At 65.2% G+C, this 15,765-nt stretch carries 15 protein-coding genes; 9 read left to right on the plus strand and 6 right to left on the minus strand.

All coding sequences use genetic code 11. The annotated features are described in order from the left end of the window. Positions 1 to 10 precede the first annotated feature (10 nt). From QOU61_RS09400 to QOU61_RS09420, 5 genes are all read right to left on the minus strand, one after another. Positions 11 to 790: a maleate cis-trans isomerase family protein gene (locus QOU61_RS09400; RefSeq protein ID WP_289657827.1), complete on the minus strand. Its 780-nt coding sequence runs from the start codon at positions 788 to 790 to the stop codon at positions 11 to 13. 61 nt (positions 791 to 851) lie between these two features. Then, a complete protein-coding gene (locus tag QOU61_RS09405) occupies positions 852 to 2,156 on the minus strand; it encodes an MFS transporter (RefSeq protein WP_289657828.1) in 1,305 nt (434 codons plus the stop codon). A 235-nt stretch (positions 2,157 to 2,391) separates the two neighbouring features. Then, positions 2,392 to 3,291, minus strand: coding sequence for an efflux RND transporter periplasmic adaptor subunit (locus QOU61_RS09410; RefSeq protein WP_289657829.1), 900 nt, complete (start codon positions 3,289 to 3,291; stop codon positions 2,392 to 2,394). Positions 3,292 to 3,375: 84 nt separating this feature from the next. Next, complete coding sequence (locus QOU61_RS09415; protein ID WP_289657830.1) at positions 3,376 to 3,573, minus strand: DUF1656 domain-containing protein; 198 nt, start codon at positions 3,571 to 3,573, stop codon at positions 3,376 to 3,378. 19 nt (positions 3,574 to 3,592) lie between these two features. Then, positions 3,593 to 5,686, minus strand: coding sequence for an FUSC family protein (locus QOU61_RS09420; RefSeq protein ID WP_289657831.1), 2,094 nt, complete (start codon positions 5,684 to 5,686; stop codon positions 3,593 to 3,595). 429 nt (positions 5,687 to 6,115) lie between these two features. On the opposite strand from QOU61_RS09420, the gene QOU61_RS09425 reads away from it, so the two are divergent. Both QOU61_RS09425 and QOU61_RS09430 read left to right on the plus strand, forming a co-directional pair. Further along, positions 6,116 to 6,823 carry a Crp/Fnr family transcriptional regulator gene (locus QOU61_RS09425; protein WP_289657832.1) on the plus strand — a complete coding sequence of 236 codons (708 nt, stop codon included), beginning with the start codon at positions 6,116 to 6,118 and terminating at the stop codon, positions 6,821 to 6,823. A 100-nt stretch (positions 6,824 to 6,923) separates the two neighbouring features. Further along, positions 6,924 to 7,409: a flavin reductase family protein gene (locus tag QOU61_RS09430; protein ID WP_289657833.1), complete on the plus strand. Its 486-nt coding sequence runs from the start codon at positions 6,924 to 6,926 to the stop codon at positions 7,407 to 7,409. 24 nt (positions 7,410 to 7,433) lie between these two features. Here QOU61_RS09430 and QOU61_RS09435 read toward each other — a convergent pair whose 3' ends face one another. Beyond that, the gene (locus QOU61_RS09435) at positions 7,434 to 8,093 is read right to left on the minus strand and encodes a Crp/Fnr family transcriptional regulator (protein ID WP_289657834.1); all 660 of its coding nucleotides are present in this window, start codon (positions 8,091 to 8,093) and stop codon (positions 7,434 to 7,436) included. Between the two features lie 145 nt (positions 8,094 to 8,238). On the opposite strand from QOU61_RS09435, the gene QOU61_RS09440 reads away from it, so the two are divergent. From QOU61_RS09440 to QOU61_RS09470, 7 genes are all read left to right on the plus strand, one after another. Beyond that, entirely contained in the window at positions 8,239 to 9,459 is a 1,221-nt protein-coding gene (locus QOU61_RS09440; protein ID WP_289657835.1) for an acyl-CoA dehydrogenase family protein, read from the plus strand. 24 nt (positions 9,460 to 9,483) lie between these two features. Then, a complete protein-coding gene (locus tag QOU61_RS09445; protein ID WP_289657836.1) occupies positions 9,484 to 9,897 on the plus strand; it encodes a RidA family protein in 414 nt (137 codons plus the stop codon). A gap of 110 nt (positions 9,898 to 10,007) precedes the next feature. After that, positions 10,008 to 11,015, plus strand: a complete 1,008-nt coding sequence (hpaD, locus tag QOU61_RS09450; protein ID WP_289657837.1) for a 3,4-dihydroxyphenylacetate 2,3-dioxygenase — start codon at positions 10,008 to 10,010, stop codon at positions 11,013 to 11,015. Between the two features lie 37 nt (positions 11,016 to 11,052). Next, positions 11,053 to 12,234, plus strand: a complete 1,182-nt coding sequence (locus QOU61_RS09455) for an ABC transporter substrate-binding protein (RefSeq protein ID WP_289657838.1) — start codon at positions 11,053 to 11,055, stop codon at positions 12,232 to 12,234. 3 nt (positions 12,235 to 12,237) lie between these two features. Beyond that, a complete protein-coding gene (locus QOU61_RS09460) occupies positions 12,238 to 13,260 on the plus strand; it encodes a branched-chain amino acid ABC transporter permease (RefSeq protein WP_289657839.1) in 1,023 nt (340 codons plus the stop codon). Positions 13,261 to 13,265: 5 nt separating this feature from the next. Next, on the plus strand, positions 13,266 to 15,032 hold the full coding sequence (locus QOU61_RS09465) for a branched-chain amino acid ABC transporter ATP-binding protein/permease (protein ID WP_289657840.1): 1,767 nt from the start codon (positions 13,266 to 13,268) through the stop codon (positions 15,030 to 15,032). Then, positions 15,016 to 15,759, plus strand: coding sequence for an ABC transporter ATP-binding protein (locus QOU61_RS09470; protein ID WP_289657841.1), 744 nt, complete (start codon positions 15,016 to 15,018; stop codon positions 15,757 to 15,759). The genes QOU61_RS09465 and QOU61_RS09470 overlap by 17 nt, the downstream gene beginning before the upstream one ends. Positions 15,760 to 15,765 lie beyond the last annotated feature (6 nt).

Consider the following 15,765-nt stretch of genomic DNA (forward strand, 5'->3'; position numbering starts at 1 on the left):
GTGATGACGGTTACCGTCTTGCCTGCTCGCGACCGCCCGCGGCCGGATGCTCGGGACGGGCGAGCCGCGGATTGTCGAACAGGCCGCCCCAGCCCTTGATGCGCGCCGGGTCGACCCCGGCTCCGAGCAAGCATGCCCACAGTGTTACCGCGATCGAATCGATGACCGGCACGCCGAACCGCCGCTCCAAGGGTGCGGCCGCGCCGGCGCCGCGCATGTTGGTGCAGACCACGGCAACCGCGTCGCAGCCCTCGCGCACAACTTCTTCGATGAGTTCGGCCACCTTGGCTTCCGGCACTTCGGCAAACGAGAAATTGTCCTGCAGCGACAAATGCCGCTCCGCGACGCAGTGAAAGCCTTCCGAGCCCCAATTGGCGATGATCCTGTCCTGCACGTCGCGACGATAGGGCGTCACGAGCCCGACGCGGCCGAGGCCGAGCCGCCGGAACACGTCGCGAAAGGCGAGCACGGTGGTGCACGCCCGGATTCCGGTCGAGGCGGTGATCCGTTCGCACAGACGTTCGTCATGCTCAAAACCGAGCCAGCTGGCCGAGGTTCCGTTCCAGGCGATCACATCGACCTTGGCGTCGGCGAGCAGGGTGGCGGCCCGAAGGATCTCGTCATGGTCGAACTGGCGCAGCGCCTGCTCCGACAAGGCGATCTCGGTGACCTTGAAGCGCGAGAAGTGCGCCGTGACGTCGACGATGCCGGCCAGCATCGCGTTCGTGATCGGCTCGAGCGCGGTGTTGGAGGAGGGGGTCAGCATGCCGAGCCGCACTGGACGTGTCATCTTGCAGAACCTCGAAGAAAGCGGCGGCGTCACGCGCGCGTGGCGCCGCCCGGGACAAGCCTCATACTGGCAGCTTGCGGCTGTAGTCGATCAGGCTCGAGCAGATCAAAAGCGCGATGCCGGCGGCGGCGAAATACATCAGCGCCAGGAAATAAGACCCCGTCGCCTGCACGATGAAGCCCACGATGAGCGGTGTCATGATGCCGGCGATGTTGCCGCCGAGATTCATGCAGCCGCCGAGAAAGCCGGATTTTTCGCGGCCCGCGAGCGCCGAAGGGATCGCCCAGTACATGCCGCACCAGCGCAGGAAGAACAGGGTGCTGGAGAGCAGCGTGACGACGGCGATCGGCTCGGTCACATAGGCGACCGAGAAGATCGAGATCGTGGTCAGGATGGCGGCGATGCCGAACAGCGTGCGGAACACCAGGTTCGGCGCGCCGCCGCGAGCCCGCCAGGTGTCGCCGATCCATCCGCCGACCAGCTCGCCGACAAAGCCGGCGAAGAAGATGATGAAGGAGGCGCCGCCGAGCGTCTTGATGTCGAAGTTGTGGATCTTGTACAGGTAGGTCGGCATCCACGTCAGCAGACCGTAGAAGGTGGTGTTGAAGAACATCCACCCCAGGCACATGCACCAGGTCGAGCGGAAGCGGAAATAAGCCATCCAGTTGCCGCCGTGCGCGCCCGGCGAGGCCGCGTCCTCCAGCGCATGGGCCTGCTCGATGTAGCGCGCCTCGGCCTCGTTGACCGAGGGGTGCTGCCGCGGCTCGTTACGGATGTAGTACCAGGCCCACAGGCCGCACAGCATCGTGCCTACGCCGGCGATGATGAAGGCGGCGCGCCAGGAATCGAAGGCCGCGATCAGCCACGCGATCACGATCGATCCCAGCGCGGCGCCGAGCGGTGCGCCGCCGTCGAGCAGCGTCGCGCCGCGGCCGCGCTCGGTCTGGGTCATCCAGATCGCGTTGAGCTTGCCGCCGGCCGGATAGATCGGCGCTTCCGAGGCGCCCAGCCCAAGCCGGGTCAGCAGCAGCATCCACCAGCTGGTCGCTACCGCGGCGATCGCCTGGAAGGCGCCCCAGAAGATCGTCGCCGATGCGATCACGATCCGCGGCTTGAAGCGATCGGCCAGCATGCCGCCGGGAACCTGCATGAACGCATAGGTCCAGAAGAACGAACTGAGCAACAACCCCTGCGTCGCCGGGTCGATGTCGAATTCCTTGGAGATCAGCGGCATCGCGACCGACAGCGAGGCGCGATCGATATAGTTGATCGAGATCAGGAACAGCATCAGGAGAAAGATCTTCCAGCGTACCCCGGACGGCTTGACTGCGGATGATGCTGCGATGGCTGCGGCCTGATCGCTCATGGCGCTCTCCAATGGCTTGACGATTTCCCCGGTGTTTGGGGTCATCATTGTTGTTGGACTGTTGGCGACGACCCGGCAGTCCAAGTCTGGTGCAGGAGCGATGGCCTGACAACAACTTTTTGCATTTTGCATGCAGAAATTTATAACATATTGATATTGATAGATTTTATGACGCGCATTTTCGCCAAAAAGGCGCCGGTGTGCGCGCCGGAATAGGATGGCTCGATGGCGGGCGCTATGGCGCCGGCGGCTTGACGCGGCGGCGGTCGTCGCCTTGCGTGACCACGATGGTCGCAGTCATGCCGGCGCTCAAGGTGATGCCGTCGGGCACGTCATCGATCGCGATACGCACCGGAATGCGTTGTGCGAGCCGCACCCAGCTGAAGGTCGGATTGACGTTGGCGATCAGATCGTTGCCGAGCGCATTTTCGCGATCGGTGATGGCGCGCGCCACGCTCTGCACATGCCCGGTCAGCGGGCGAGGGTATCCCATCAGGCGGATCGAGGCGGGATCGCCAACCCTGATGTTGCGCAGCTTGGTCTCCTCGAAATAGCCGGCGACATAATAGGAATCGCTGTCGACGATCGCGACCAGGGCGCGGCCGGCGGTCGCATAGTCGCCGCGGTCGAGCAGGAGATTGGTGACGTGGCCGTTGACCGGCGAGCGAACCTCGGTGCGGGCGAGGTTGAGCCTGGCGGTGCCAAGCTCGGCCGTCGCCTGGTCGTAGGATGCCTGTGCTCCGAGTGCCGCGGCGCGCGCCTGGGCGAGCGCCTCGTCGGAGATCGAGATCGAGCTGAGCTTTTCGCGGCGGGCGAATTCCTCCTCGCGCTGATCGAGCACGCTTTTCGCGCCGGCCTGTGCCGCTTCCGCCTGCGATACCGCAAGTTGGTAGCGCGCCGGATCGATCACGAACAGGACGTCGCCGATCCTGACCTCCTGGTTGTCCTTGACGCGGATGTCGACCACGGCACCGGCGACGTCAGGCGCCACGTTGACGACGTTGGCGCGCACGCGGCCGTCGCGGGTCCAGGGGCTTTCCTCGTAGGTTCGCCACAGATACCAGCCGGCGACGGCGGCGATGGCGATCACCGCGAGGGTCACGAGGACGCGAAGCATCGAGCTCAAGGCAGGCATCGGTCTTTCGGAGGTCGTTGGCCCGATCCGGAAGGGATCGATAGCGGTTTTTCGCAACAGTTCATGCCGATCAACTGGCGCGGCCTAAAGGGTTGCAGTCACGAACGCGCTGAGCAGGATCACATACAGTGCAGTGTTGAACAATGGCGGATGCCAGACGTAGCGGTAGACCCCGAGCCGGCCCAGCAGGGCGCGGAGCAGATACCAGACCAGCGCCGTTCCCGCGAGATAGCCGAGGAGCGGCGGCAGGTACACTCCGTCGAGGCTGATTTCCTTGATCATGCGTTCTACCCGTCTGTCGTCATGATGCAGTGCGGTTCGTTGCGATCCCAGGCGCGTCGCGCGCCTCCGAATGGGTGGTCGTCGGCGCGAAGAAATCGGCATGCAGCCGCAGCGTCGCCTCGATATTGTACAGCGCTTCAGCGACCCGCGTCAGCGCCGGCGTATCCCCGATCTCGAGGATCCGGTGTCGCGAGGCCTCAAGCACCGCGACCGGCCAGGCGCGCTTGCGGCCCTTGTGCCAGAAATACTCCGCAAGCGCCGCAAATGACTGCTGCAGCGGTACCGCCGCCTCCGCCGGCAATTCCTGCTGCAGGGTGCGCAGCACCAGGATATTGAGGCCGATGCGAAGGCTGCCGAGGCTCGCCTGCAGGGTGGAACGCTGATCCGCCAGCATGGGATCGAGCCGCATGAAAAGCGCGTTGATACGATCGAACATGCGGCTCTCGAAGGTCGAGCGCGGCACGGCCGGCCCCGGTCCCGCGACCTCGGCGAGTTCGGTGAAGATGCCGCTGACGATGCGCTGCACCGCCCAGTCGGTGCCGAGCGGACGCAAGAGGCCGAGCGACAGCGCGCCAATGCCGATGCCGACGACATAGCCGAGCGCGCTGTTGAGGAATGCCTCGAAGTCGTAGCTCATGGCGTTGGAGAGCCCGAGCAATCCGCCGCCGACGAAGATCATCGGCATCGTGTAGGGCACCATGGCGGGCGAGGCCAGCAGCAGGCCGCAAACGAGATAGAACGGCGCCAGCGCGACGATGAGCGCCGGGAAGGTTGACAGTGTCGGTAGCACGATCATGTAAAGCGCCGCGATCGCCACGCCGACGATGGTCATCTTCAGGAAGACGGCGGAGGCCTGCGCGGGATCGTCACGTGCCCCCATGATCGCGCACATGATGCCGGCGAAGGTCACGGCGGTCGGCCCGCTCGGCCATGCCGAGAAGATCCAGAAGGCGCTTGCCGCAAGCACCGTGACGACGGAAATCAGCGCGCCGATCGTCGCCAGCGTCACGTCGCGATAGGGGCGTAGCGACGGCGCAGGCTCATCCTCCTCAGGCACCGCGCCGACATAAATATGGGTGCGCAGCCAGACCGCCTTGCGCCATAGCGCGATCACATCGCCGAGCCGCAACAGGATGCTGCGCAGCAGGAAACCATCGGGGTCAGTGCGCAGTGTTTCCGAAGACGGCAGCGCCGCCTCGATATCCGCTTTGAGCCCGTGCTCGGCCTCGCTTTCGTTCTTCGCTTCACCCGGCGTCGTGGCTTCGAGTGCACTGGCAATACAGCCTGCGGCGCGCTCCAGCAGCGGCCGCAATTGATCCGCCACCTCCGGCCGGCGACCCCGCAGCAGAGCGAAGCGGTCGTAAACCGACATCAGGAGTGCCAGCAACGACATCAACTGGCCCTCGAATTGCCGGATCACCTGGTCGACGGCCCGCAAGGACGGCGTGTCGAGCGAGGCGAAGACCCTGAGATTGTCGAGCGCGACGACGTCGGAAATGATCCGTCGGCGGTCGATCAGGCCCTTCTCCTCGCTGCCTTCGCCGCGCAGCGCGTCGCCGGCCCAGCGCGCCATGGCCGGCAATGTCGCATCGAGCGCCTTGCGCAACGCGTCGCCTGCCCGGACCGGGAAGATGACGTGATGCATCACCGCGCCGCAGGCGATCCCGAGCATGATTTCCAGGCAGCGTGCCACCGCGTAGTCGAACGCGGTCTCAGGGGCGAGCGCAGCCGGCAGCCCGATGATCGCGGCGGAATAGCCCGCGAGGATGCCGGCATAGGATTGCGGGGCATCGCGCAGATAGATCGAGACGAAGGTTCCAAGCCCGATCCAGAGCGCCAGCGCGAGACAAAACAGCTCCGGCGTGTTGGAGAACAGCGCCACCATGACGAGCGACACGACCGCGCCGATCAGGGTCCCCAGCACGCGATACAGAGATTTTGCAAGCACCATGCCGGCGAGCGGCTGCGACACGATGTAGACCGTGGTCAGGGACCAGCTCGGCTGCGAGAGATTGAGACGGAATGCGATGTAGAGCGCGAGCATCGCGGCGACAAACGTCTTCACCGAGAACAGGCCCTGGCGCCAGCCGAATTGTTGGGTGATCTGCAACATCTGGGTGAAAGGGGCGGTCGCGATATCTAGTGTGGTGGTTCGGACGTTCTCTTCGTTTTATGCCGCGAGTTCACCAAACCAACTTCCGAACCAAAACCACACTGGAATCGTAGAATTGCTAGTGTCCTTTCGGACCCGAAGCTCGCAAAAGAAAACTCGCCGCGAAATGATGCGAACTTCGGGTCCGGGACACTAGGTTGCTAGCATCATTTCCGCGGGCTCGCATCCATGATGCGGGAGTTCGCCGTTGCATGCCAGCATCTTCCCGAAGCGTGAAGCTGCCCGGAACCCGGCTTTTTCCGTGCGGCGGGAGCCTTGGCCGCAATTCACCCCGGCTGCGGCAATGACGCGGTTCTAAGCCGATCCAGCCGATGATATATAAAGGCGTTGGTCTTGGGCGCTGTAGTTGCCGGGGCCGAGGAGAAAGACATGTCGGAGGCAGGTTCATCGTCGGCGGCAAGCGGTCGCCCGGAAGTGACGGAGACGCTGCGCGTCCCGTCCGCGATGCTTACCCATCTGCTCAGGCTTTCTCCGCCGCTTGCACGCCGCAGGATCGCGAAGGGTTGCGTGATCTACCGCCAGGGCGAGGTGAGCAGCCAGGTCTATGTCGTGATCTCCGGCCGGGTCGGGATCGGTATGCTCGGCAGCGGCGGCCATGAGCTGCTGATCGACATCGTCGGGCCGGGTGCGCTTTGCGGCGAAGGCGCGGCGTTCGATCAGTTGCCGCGCTTCTCGAGCGCAAGCGCGCTCGAGGCGAGCGAGGTGCTGGTGATTCCGGCGGCCGATTTCTCCAAGCTGATGTCGTCGGATCCCGAGCTTTCGGCGCTGATCGTGCACGCCATGTCGCTCAAGCAGCGGACGCTGGCGAGCCGGCTCGTGCAGGTGGCGCAGGCTTCGCCCGAAGTCCGCATCACCGAGCTGTTGGCGCAGATCAGCTCCCGGGATGCGCCGGCGATCGTGCTGACGCATCAGCAGATCGCGGATTTGATCGGCGCCTCCCGCATCACCGTGACCCGGGCGATGCAACGGCTGCGCCGCCAGGGCGCCGTGCGCTGCAAGCGCGGCCAATACGAGCTGGTGCGCGCACCGCGCGCCGGCTTCGTGGGCCGCGACAAGGTGCTCGCCGGCCGCGCCTGATCGCGCGCTTCGAAGCGCCGCCTGTGTATGGCGATACAGCGCGAAGGCCCTGTTCTCCGGCATCCTGCGTTGACTGAGGACAGCGACGCAGGAGACGGCCTTGAGCGCAACGCCGACCTTTCGCCAGATGATGGGCCGCTTTGCGACCGGCGTGGCGGTTGTGCTGGCAGACACGCCTGACGGTGTGATCGGGCTGACCGTCAACTCGCTGACCTCGCTCAGCCTCGATCCGTCGCTCCTGTTGTTCTGCGCCAGAAACGAGAGCCGGACGGCGCGCATGATCATCGACCGGGGCCTGTTCTCGGTCAATGTCCTCACCGCGGCGCAGCAGGATGTATCCCGCCGTTTTGCCGGACAGGGCGACAATTGGGATATCGCCGATTGCCGGCGATCGGGCCCGTGGCTCACAATCCCCGATTCAAACGGTGCGCTGTTCTGCGAGGTCGCGTGCGTCTATCCCGGTGGCGACCACCGCATCATTGTCGGCGAGGTGAAGGACATTCTGGGGCCCGCGAAGGCGCAGCGCCCACTGGTCTATCACGAAGGTCGCTACGGGCTCGCGGACGCCAGCCTTTCCGCGGCATGAGCGCGAAACATTTCGCAAGGCTCGTCAGCCGCTGCGCCGGCGCATCAGGACGATGTGACCGTCGAGAATGCCGATGCGGCCCCGCGCGCGAAGGCGCTGCAGCGTGCGGGTGACGGTCACGCGCGACGTTCCGGTCATCGCCGCGATCTGCTCATGGGTCACGTGGGTCACGAGCAGGCGTCCTTTCGGATGATCGATCGCGAACATTTCCTCCAGCCGCGTCAACAGCTCCATGATGCGTTCCTGTGGCTCGCGTGAGGCGAGATGCTTCAGGCGGATCGCCAGCACCCGCTGTTTCAGGCTGGTGACGCGCAACAGCGAGGCGGCGAACTCCGGATGCAGGCGGAACGCTTCCGTCAGCTTCGACGTCTCGAACTCGATGGTCTCGGTGTCCTCGACCGCGACGGCGCTGGAGAAGCGCGGCAGTCCGTCGAAGGCCGAGCCTTCGCCGCAGATCGTGTCGGGCCCCATCAGCTCAAGCACGACTTCCGAGCCGTCGGCGCGGATGATCGAGATCTGCACCAGCCCCTTGATCACAAAATAGAAGCGGGTCGACACCTCGCCCTGCTCATAGAGCACGGCGTTCTTTTTGAACTTCTTCCGCCGGCCATAGCACGCGTGCCCGGTCAGCATCTCCACGAGCTGCCGGTCGATCCGCCAGGTCCCGAGCTTTTTCTGTGGCATTCGTCTCAACGGCTCCCTGCCGCCAGATTTGCTACGGTCGAAATAGCGCCACATCTCGTATAGGGCGATACAGCGCGGCAAAAATAGCTTGTTCTAGCATCACGTCGCCACGTTTTTTGGCGAGGCCCAACTCCGGGAGGCGTAGATGTCGTCGATGGCGGCTGTCCAGTCTTGTCCTGCACCGGCTGACCGTGATCTTGCCGCGCTGCTCGCGCGCGCCGAAGAGGTGCAGGCCTGGCTGCGGGGCCGCGCCTCCGAGATCGAGCAGCGGCGCAGCCTGCCGCCCGAGGTCGCCGAGCGGCTCGTCGATGCCGGGCTGTTCCGGATCACCCAGCCGAGCCTCTATGGCGGGCTCGGCATGGACACGCGCGCCGCCTGGCAGGCGGTCTACCAGATCGCGCGCGGCTGCTCCTCGACGGCCTGGGTGCTGGGCTTGTCCAGCGCCAACGTCGTGATGATCGGCAAATTCCCTGACCAGGCGCAGCGCGAGGTCTTCCTCTCGGGCAGGCCCACCATCGTGTCGCTCCTGACCGGCGGTGTCGGCCACGACATCGAGGTCGAGCCTGTCGCGGGCGGTATGCTCCTGAGCGGCCGCTGGCGCTATGCCTCCGGTATCGATGTCGCGACCTGGGCGGGTCTGCTGGTGCCGATCCCGGTGGACGGCAAGCCCGTGATGCATGTCGTGCTGGTTCCGGCGGATGCTTTCGCGATCGATCATCAGAGCTGGAACGTGCTCGGCATGCGCGGCACCGGCAGCAAGGACATCGCGCTGAGCAAGACCTTCGTGCCGGACCATCGCTGGATGAACTGGCAGGTGCTGCAGGAGGGCGGCCGCCACGCGACCTGCCCGCATCACGGCCCGATATCAGATGCGCCGCTCAACGCCATCAACGCGATGTCGACGCTGGCGCCGACGCTCGGCGTTGCCTCCGCCGTGGCTGAGGAGTTCCGCGCCATCGTTCGCGCCAAGGTCAGTCCGGCCGCGCAGAAGGCGCTGGTCGAGGATCGGGTCGCGCAGATCGAGGTCGCGACCAGTGAAGCGACGCTTGCCATGCTGCGCCGTGCCTTGCTTGACGATGCCGACGAGATCGTGCTCCAGGCGGAGCGCACCGGCGGCGTCAGCCTGATCGATCGCGCCGCGATCCGCACCCGCATCGCGGTTGCCTCGCGCCTGGCGCTCCGCACCGCGCAGGCGATATTCGCCGCACTCGGTGGCTCGGTGCTGCCGCAGGGCACACGGATTGAGCGGCTGTTTCGCGACGTACACGCCATGAGCAGCCATTTGCTGCTGCAGCCGGATATGATCGGCGAAGCCTATGGGCGGCTTTTGCTCGACCTGCCATTGCCGCCAACCGCCCGCATCTAGGCCTTCAGACCATCGGAGAAAAACGTGAAGAAGCAAGCCATCGTTTCCAACAACCCGATCTTCGCCACCAAGGACGGCTCGACCATCTTCAAGAAGTTCGGCTATTCGCCCGCCGTCCGTGCCGGAGACTTCATCTATGTCGCCGGCCAGATCGGTCTCAATCCCGACGGATCGATGCCCGATGATGACGAAGGGCAGATCGTCAACGCCTTCGATCGCCTGAAGATCGTGCTGGAGGAAGCCGGCGCCACGCTCGACGATATCGTCGAGCTCGTCACCTATCATGTCGGCCTGCAGAAGCATCTGGTGCGCTGCGTGGAGATCAAGAGCCGCTACATCCGCGAGCCGTTTCCGGCCTGGACGATCCTGGAGATCGCGGGCCTGGCACGGCCGGGTCTCGTTATCGAGATCAAGGCGGTCGCCTACGCCCCGCGGTAACACGGCGGCCTCGCACCAAAGAATGTGTCGGCTTGGTAGCGCGTGATACAGACGGGGTGGGGCAGGCCGCTAAGTTTCGGGAAATACCCGCAAAATCAAAGGAGGCGGCCATGAGCGGCGGTCGGATCAAGGATATTGCCAACATCCAGAAGCTCGGACATGTCGAGTTCCGCACCACCGACCTCGAGCGGGCCCGCACCTTCTATGTCGACCTGATCGGGCTGCACGAGACCGCGCGCGACGAGAACCGCATCTACCTGCGCTGCACCGAGGACAAGCAGCACCACACCTTCGTGCTGCGAAAGGCAGACAGCGGCGGCGTCGGCGGCATCGGCTTCCGCGTCGCCAGCGAAGACGATCTGGAGCGCATGAAGGCGCGGTTCGAGGAGCTCGGCCTTCCCGTCCGCTGGGTTGGCAACGAGATCCTGGGGCAGGGGCGCACCTTGCGGGTGCAGGATCCGCTTGGCTTCAACATCGATTATTACGCCAAGATCGCGACCGTGCCGTGGCTCGTGCAGCAATATCATCTGCACCGCGGCGTCTCGCCGACACGGATCGACCATGTCAACGTGCTGACGCCGGACGCGCAGGCGGGCTACGAGTGGTACACCAAGGAGCTCGGCTTCGGCTGTGCGGAGTACACCGAGTCAGAGCCGCCGGAGCCGCGCATCTGGGCGAGCTGGCTGTTCCGGAAAGCCACCGTCCATGACATTGCGGTGATGACCGGCGCGGGTCCGGCCGCGCACCACGTCGGCTTCTCGCTGCCGGAGCCGATGGGCATCATCAAGGCCTGCGACATGTTGGCCGGCGCCGGCTACGCCGACAGCATCGAGCGCGGGCCCGCGCGCCACGGCATTTCCAACGCGCTGTTCGTCTATGTCCGCGATCCCGACGGCAACCGTTTCGAGCTCTACACCGGCGATTATCTCACCGGCGACACTTCGGCGGAGCCGATCCGCTGGAGTCTCAACAATCCGGTGCGCCAGACCTTCTGGGGCGCGCCGCCGCCGCGCCGCTGGTTCGAGGAGTCGATGGCTGTGGAAACGTTCGACGGCTCGGCGATGCAGCCGACGAAGCCGCCATTGCTGCAACCGGTACCAAACTACGTGCTCGACTGATCGTTGCCGGGCAAACCGAAAAGAGGGGGAGTTAAGCATGAGAGTAGTCGCCATCGCTGCCGCCTGCGCCGCGTTGATGCTGTCGGCCACGGCCTTTGCCGCGGACAAGCCGGAGCTGCGCATCGGTTCCGTCGTTGCCATGACCGGGCCCGCGTCGGCGCTCGGCCTGCCGGAGAAGAATGCGCTTGAGCTGCTGCAGGAGCAGATCGCGGCCGACACCAGCCTGCCGTTCACGGTGAAGTTCATCACCTATGACGACGCCTCCGATCCGACCAAAGCGGTCAACAACGTCCGCAAGCTGATCACCGAGGACAATGCCCATGTCGTGATCTGCTGCACCACGACGCCGACCTCGATGGCGATCCTGGAGACGGTGACGCAGGCGAAGGTGCCGAACATCTCGCTCGCGCTCGGCCAGAGCGTGATCGAGCCGGCCAAGGACCGCTACTGGATCTTCAAGACCCCAAGTACCGACCAGCTTCAGGTCGCAGCGCTCGTCGACGACATGGTCAAACGCGGCATCAAGCAGGTCGCATTCCTGGGCCTTGAGGATTCCTTCGGCGAGGGCGGCTGGGTCGCGTTGCAGGCCGTCGCCAAGGCCAAGGGCGTCGATATCGTCGCGGCGGAGCGCTTTGCGCGCACCGACACCAATTTCACCCCGCAGGCGCTGAAGGTGCGGCAGTCCAATCCCGGCGCGGTCTATATCCACGCCATCCCGCCGTCATCGGCGCTGGTGCATCAGGCGCTCAAGCGCGTCGGCTATACCGGGCCGATCTATCATTCCGGCGGCTCGGCCAACAACGCCTTCATCTCGATCGGCAAGAAGGACGTCGACGGCGCGCTGCTCGGCACCACGCCGGTGCTGGTTTACACCGACCTGCCCGACAGCAATCCGCTCAAGCCCGTCATCACCAAGTTCGCCTCGCTCTATGAGAAGCGCTTCAACGTGCCGAAGGTCGATATCTTCCCCGGCCAGTCCTGGGATGCCGGCAACATCGTGATCGAAGCCGCCAAGGCCGCGGTGAAGTCGGGCACCAAGCTCGACAATGTCGATGCGGCACGCGCCGCGCTGCGCGACAAGATCGAAGGCACCAAGGAATTCGTCGGCGTCGGCGGCATCTTCAACTATTCGCCGACCGACCATCTCGGTCTCGACCAGCGCAGCACGTTCATCTCTATTGTGAAGAACGACGAATTCAGGCTCTATGATGCCAAATAGGGCATGATCGACACTATCCTCTTTCTTCTGGTCGATGGTCTGACCAACGGCCTGGTCTATGCGCTGCTTGCGCTCAGCCTTGTGCTGGTGTTCGCCGTCACGCGGGTGGTGAACATCGCACAGGGCGAGTATGTCATGCTGGGCGCGCTGACGCTTGCCGACCTGTTGCAGGGACGCATGCCGGGGACGCTGTATCTTCTCGCCGGCGGACTTTTGCTCTGCGTCCTGCTCGACGCGCCGCGGTGGCGGCGGGACTGGCGCCGCGCGGCTGTCGTCGCGATCGGCCTGATCCTGGCTGCGGCCGCGGCGATTGCACTGACCCGCGCCGCGCTTGCGCTGCAATTGCCGATCATCGGCATGATGGCAGTGGCGCTGATCCTTGTCGCTCCGCTCGGCGTCTTGATCTACCGCTTCACGGTGCATCCGATCCCGAACGCGACAACGATCGTGTTCGTGATCATCTCGGTCGGCGTATCCATGATCATGCAGGGGCTCGGGCTTTTGATCTGGGGCGCCAACCCTTATCCGGTCGATCCCGTGGCTGCGGGCGGTTTCATGCTCGGACCCGTCTTCGTCGCCTATCAGAGCGTTGCAATCCTCGTCGTGGCGCTGCTGTCGATGGGAGGACTTTATCTGTTCTCGGAGTTCACGCTGCTCGGCAAGGCGCTCCAGGCTTCCGCCATGAACCGGCTCGGCGCGCAGTTCTGCGGCATCCCGGTCGATCTCGCGGGCGGACTTGCCTTCCTGCTCGCCGCGGCCTTCAGTGCGCTCAGCGGCATGCTGTTGGCGCCGCTGATCACGGCCAACTATGAAATGGGTTTCATGGTCGGTCTCAAGGGATTCGTCGGCGCAGCGATGGGCGGACTTGTCGATTATCCGTTGTCGCTGGCGGGCGTGATGATGGTCGGTGGCCTCGAATCGGCCTCGGCCTATCTCGCCAGCGCCTATCGTGACGTTCTGGTGTTCAGCCTGCTGGTCCCCATCCTGCTCTGGCGCAATGCCCGGCAGCGCGCGGACGCGAGGTGACTGCCATGCGTCCCCGGGCCGTCATCGCCGCAGCGGCAAGCGCCGTTCTCCTGGTCGTTCCGTGGCTGTTGCCGCCGTTCTATGTCGGCATCTTCGCCTATGCCGGCATCTATGCGCTTGCGGCGATAGGCCTCGTGCTGCTGCTGCAGGCCGGTCAGATCTCGCTCGGGCAGGCGGCGTTCATGGGGCTCGGCGCCTATGGCTCGGCGCTTGTTGCCCGCGCCTATGGCATCGATTCCGTCCTCACCCTGATCGTGAGCATCGCGTTGACGGCGCTTGTCGCCGCGCTGATCGGCTTCATCACGCTTCGCCTGCGCGGACACTATCTGCCGCTCGCCACGCTCGCCTACGGCATCGCCTTTTCGAGCGCCTTCACCGCCTGGCATGACGTGACCGGCGGCGCTTCCGGGCTCGACAAGATCCCGCCGCTGTCGCTGTTCGGCCATGCGCTCACCGACGACCGGCTCTATACCCAGCTCGTCTGGAGTATCGTGCTGCTCGCGGTGCTCGGTTTGTCGCGGCTGCGCACGTCGCGGATCGGGCGGGCGATCGCCACGCTGGAATCCCACGACGGCATGGCGCGCAGCTTCGGGGTCGACACCGCGGTGCTGCGCATCAAGGTATTCGTGTTCTCGGCCATGCTCGCGGCGCTCGCCGGCGGGCTCTATGTGCATCTGTTGCGCTTTGTCAGCCCATCACCCTTCGCGCTGCTCACCTCGTTCAAGCTCCTGATCATGGCGGTGGTCGGCGGGCCCGCGAGCGCGGTCGGCGGCGTCGTCGGCGCGTTGACGCTGGAAAGCGCGCAATGGGCGCTGCAGGACGTGCTGGCGCGCTGGGGTGCTTCCGGCAATCTCGAGGTGATCGTGTTCGGCGTAATCCTCGTCGTGATGCTGTTGAAATGGCCGCAGGGCCTGTCGCCCGTGCTGGAGCGCTTCCTGCCGAAGGCGGCCGCGCGCCCGCGTGACGGAGGGGGCCTGGCCACGGCCGAGCCGCCCGCGAGCGGACAGGGTGCGGTGCTGCTCGATTTGAAGGGAATCGGAATCCGCTTCGGCGGCCTGCAGGCGCTGGCCGACGTCGACATGCAGCTCGGGCGCGGCGAGTTCGTAGGCCTGATCGGACCGAACGGCGCCGGCAAGACCACGTTGTTCGGCATCATCTCAGGTCTGCTGCGGCAGACCAGCGGCGAGGTGACGCTGTTCGGCTCGCCGTTGCCTGCAAGCCATCGGATCGTGCAGCGAGGCGTGGCGCGTACCTTCCAGCATGTCCAGCTCGTACCGACGCTGAGCGTGATCGAGAACGTCGCGCTCGGTGCCTACTGGCGCACGGGCTCGGGCTTCATGCGCGGCCTGTTCGCGCTCGATGCCGTGGAAAATCGTCAGGCGCTTGCCAGCGCATCCGCCGCTCTCCGCCGCGTCGGGCTCGAGGCCGAAGCCGACCTTGCCGCGGGGAGCTTGCCGCTCGGTAAGCAGCGCATCGTGGAGATTGCGCGCGCGCTGGTCGCCGATCCGCAGATATTGCTGCTCGACGAGCCGGCCGCGGGCCTGCGCTTTTCGGAAAAGCTGATGCTGGTGAAGATCCTGCGCCAGTTGCAGGCCGAGGGGGTCACGATCCTGCTCGTCGAGCATGACATGGAGCTTGTGATGGGCTGCGTCGAGCGGCTGGTGGTGCTCGATCGTGGCCGCATCATTGCGCAGGGTTGTCCGAAGGAAGTGCAGGCAGATCCGGCCGTGATTGCGGCCTATCTTGGTGGCATCAGTGACAAAGCTGCTTGAAGTCTCCAGCCTTACGGTGGGCTATGGCGAGGCGATCGCGCTGGACGCGATCAGCTTCGACGTCGCCCGCGGCGAGTTCGTCACCTTCATCGGTCCCAACGGCGCCGGCAAGACCACGCTGCTCAACAGCCTGATGGGCGTGTTGCAGCAGAAGTCCGGATCGGTTTCGTTCAATGACGAAGACATCGGCGACCTGAAGCCGGAAACCCGCGTCGCGCGCGGCATCGTCATCGTGCCCGAAAGACGCGAGCTGTTCCCGCATCTGAGCGTCGAGGATCACTTGCGCCTCGGCGCGTTCCTGCGCCGCCGCGAGGGGCGCGCCAGGATCGCGGCAAGCGTCGAGCGCATCTATGACCTGCTGCCGAAGCTGAAGGAGCGGCGTCGTCAGCTCGCCGGCACGCTGTCGGGCGGCGAGCAGCAGATGGTTGCGGTCGGCCGGGCGCTGATGGCCGAGCCGCAGCTCCTGATGCTGGATGAACCCTCGATCGGGCTGGCGCCGCGCATCACCGAGGAGATCTTCGAGGCGATCGCCCGGCTCAAGGCCCATGGCATGACCGCCATTCTCGTCGAGCAGAACGCGCATCTAGCGCTGTCGGTCGCCGATCGCGGCTTCGTGCTCGAGGTCGGCAACGTCGTCGCCTCCGGCGCCGCGGCCGAGCTCAAGCAGGATCCGCGGGTGCTCGCGGCCTATCTCGGCGCCGGTGAACGCTATCGCGACGCCGGCTAGCAATTA

Origin of the sequence: Bradyrhizobium sp. NP1 (assembly GCF_030378205.1) — a bacterium.
Classification (GTDB): Bacteria; Pseudomonadota; Alphaproteobacteria; order Rhizobiales; family Xanthobacteraceae; genus Bradyrhizobium.

Bases quoted from the DNA above. Each gene is read 5' to 3' on its own strand.
- QOU61_RS09400 (WP_289657827.1), bottom strand. From the start codon at position 790: ATGACACGTCCAGTGCGGCTCGGCATGCTGACCCCCTCCTCCAACACC.
- QOU61_RS09405 (WP_289657828.1), bottom strand. From the start codon at position 2,156: ATGAGCGATCAGGCCGCAGCCATCGCAGCATCATCCGCAGTCAAGCCG.
- QOU61_RS09410 (WP_289657829.1), bottom strand. From the start codon at position 3,291: ATGCCTGCCTTGAGCTCGATGCTTCGCGTCCTCGTGACCCTCGCGGTG.
- QOU61_RS09415 (WP_289657830.1), bottom strand. From the start codon at position 3,573: ATGATCAAGGAAATCAGCCTCGACGGAGTGTACCTGCCGCCGCTCCTC.
- QOU61_RS09420 (WP_289657831.1), bottom strand. From the start codon at position 5,686: ATGTTGCAGATCACCCAACAATTCGGCTGGCGCCAGGGCCTGTTCTCG.
- QOU61_RS09425 (WP_289657832.1), top strand. From the start codon at position 6,116: ATGTCGGAGGCAGGTTCATCGTCGGCGGCAAGCGGTCGCCCGGAAGTG.
- QOU61_RS09435 (WP_289657834.1), bottom strand. From the start codon at position 8,093: ATGCCACAGAAAAAGCTCGGGACCTGGCGGATCGACCGGCAGCTCGTG.
- QOU61_RS09440 (WP_289657835.1), top strand. From the start codon at position 8,239: ATGTCGTCGATGGCGGCTGTCCAGTCTTGTCCTGCACCGGCTGACCGT.
- hpaD (WP_289657837.1), top strand. From the start codon at position 10,008: ATGAGCGGCGGTCGGATCAAGGATATTGCCAACATCCAGAAGCTCGGA.
- QOU61_RS09455 (WP_289657838.1), top strand. From the start codon at position 11,053: ATGAGAGTAGTCGCCATCGCTGCCGCCTGCGCCGCGTTGATGCTGTCG.
- QOU61_RS09460 (WP_289657839.1), top strand. From the start codon at position 12,238: ATGATCGACACTATCCTCTTTCTTCTGGTCGATGGTCTGACCAACGGC.
- QOU61_RS09465 (WP_289657840.1), top strand. From the start codon at position 13,266: ATGCGTCCCCGGGCCGTCATCGCCGCAGCGGCAAGCGCCGTTCTCCTG.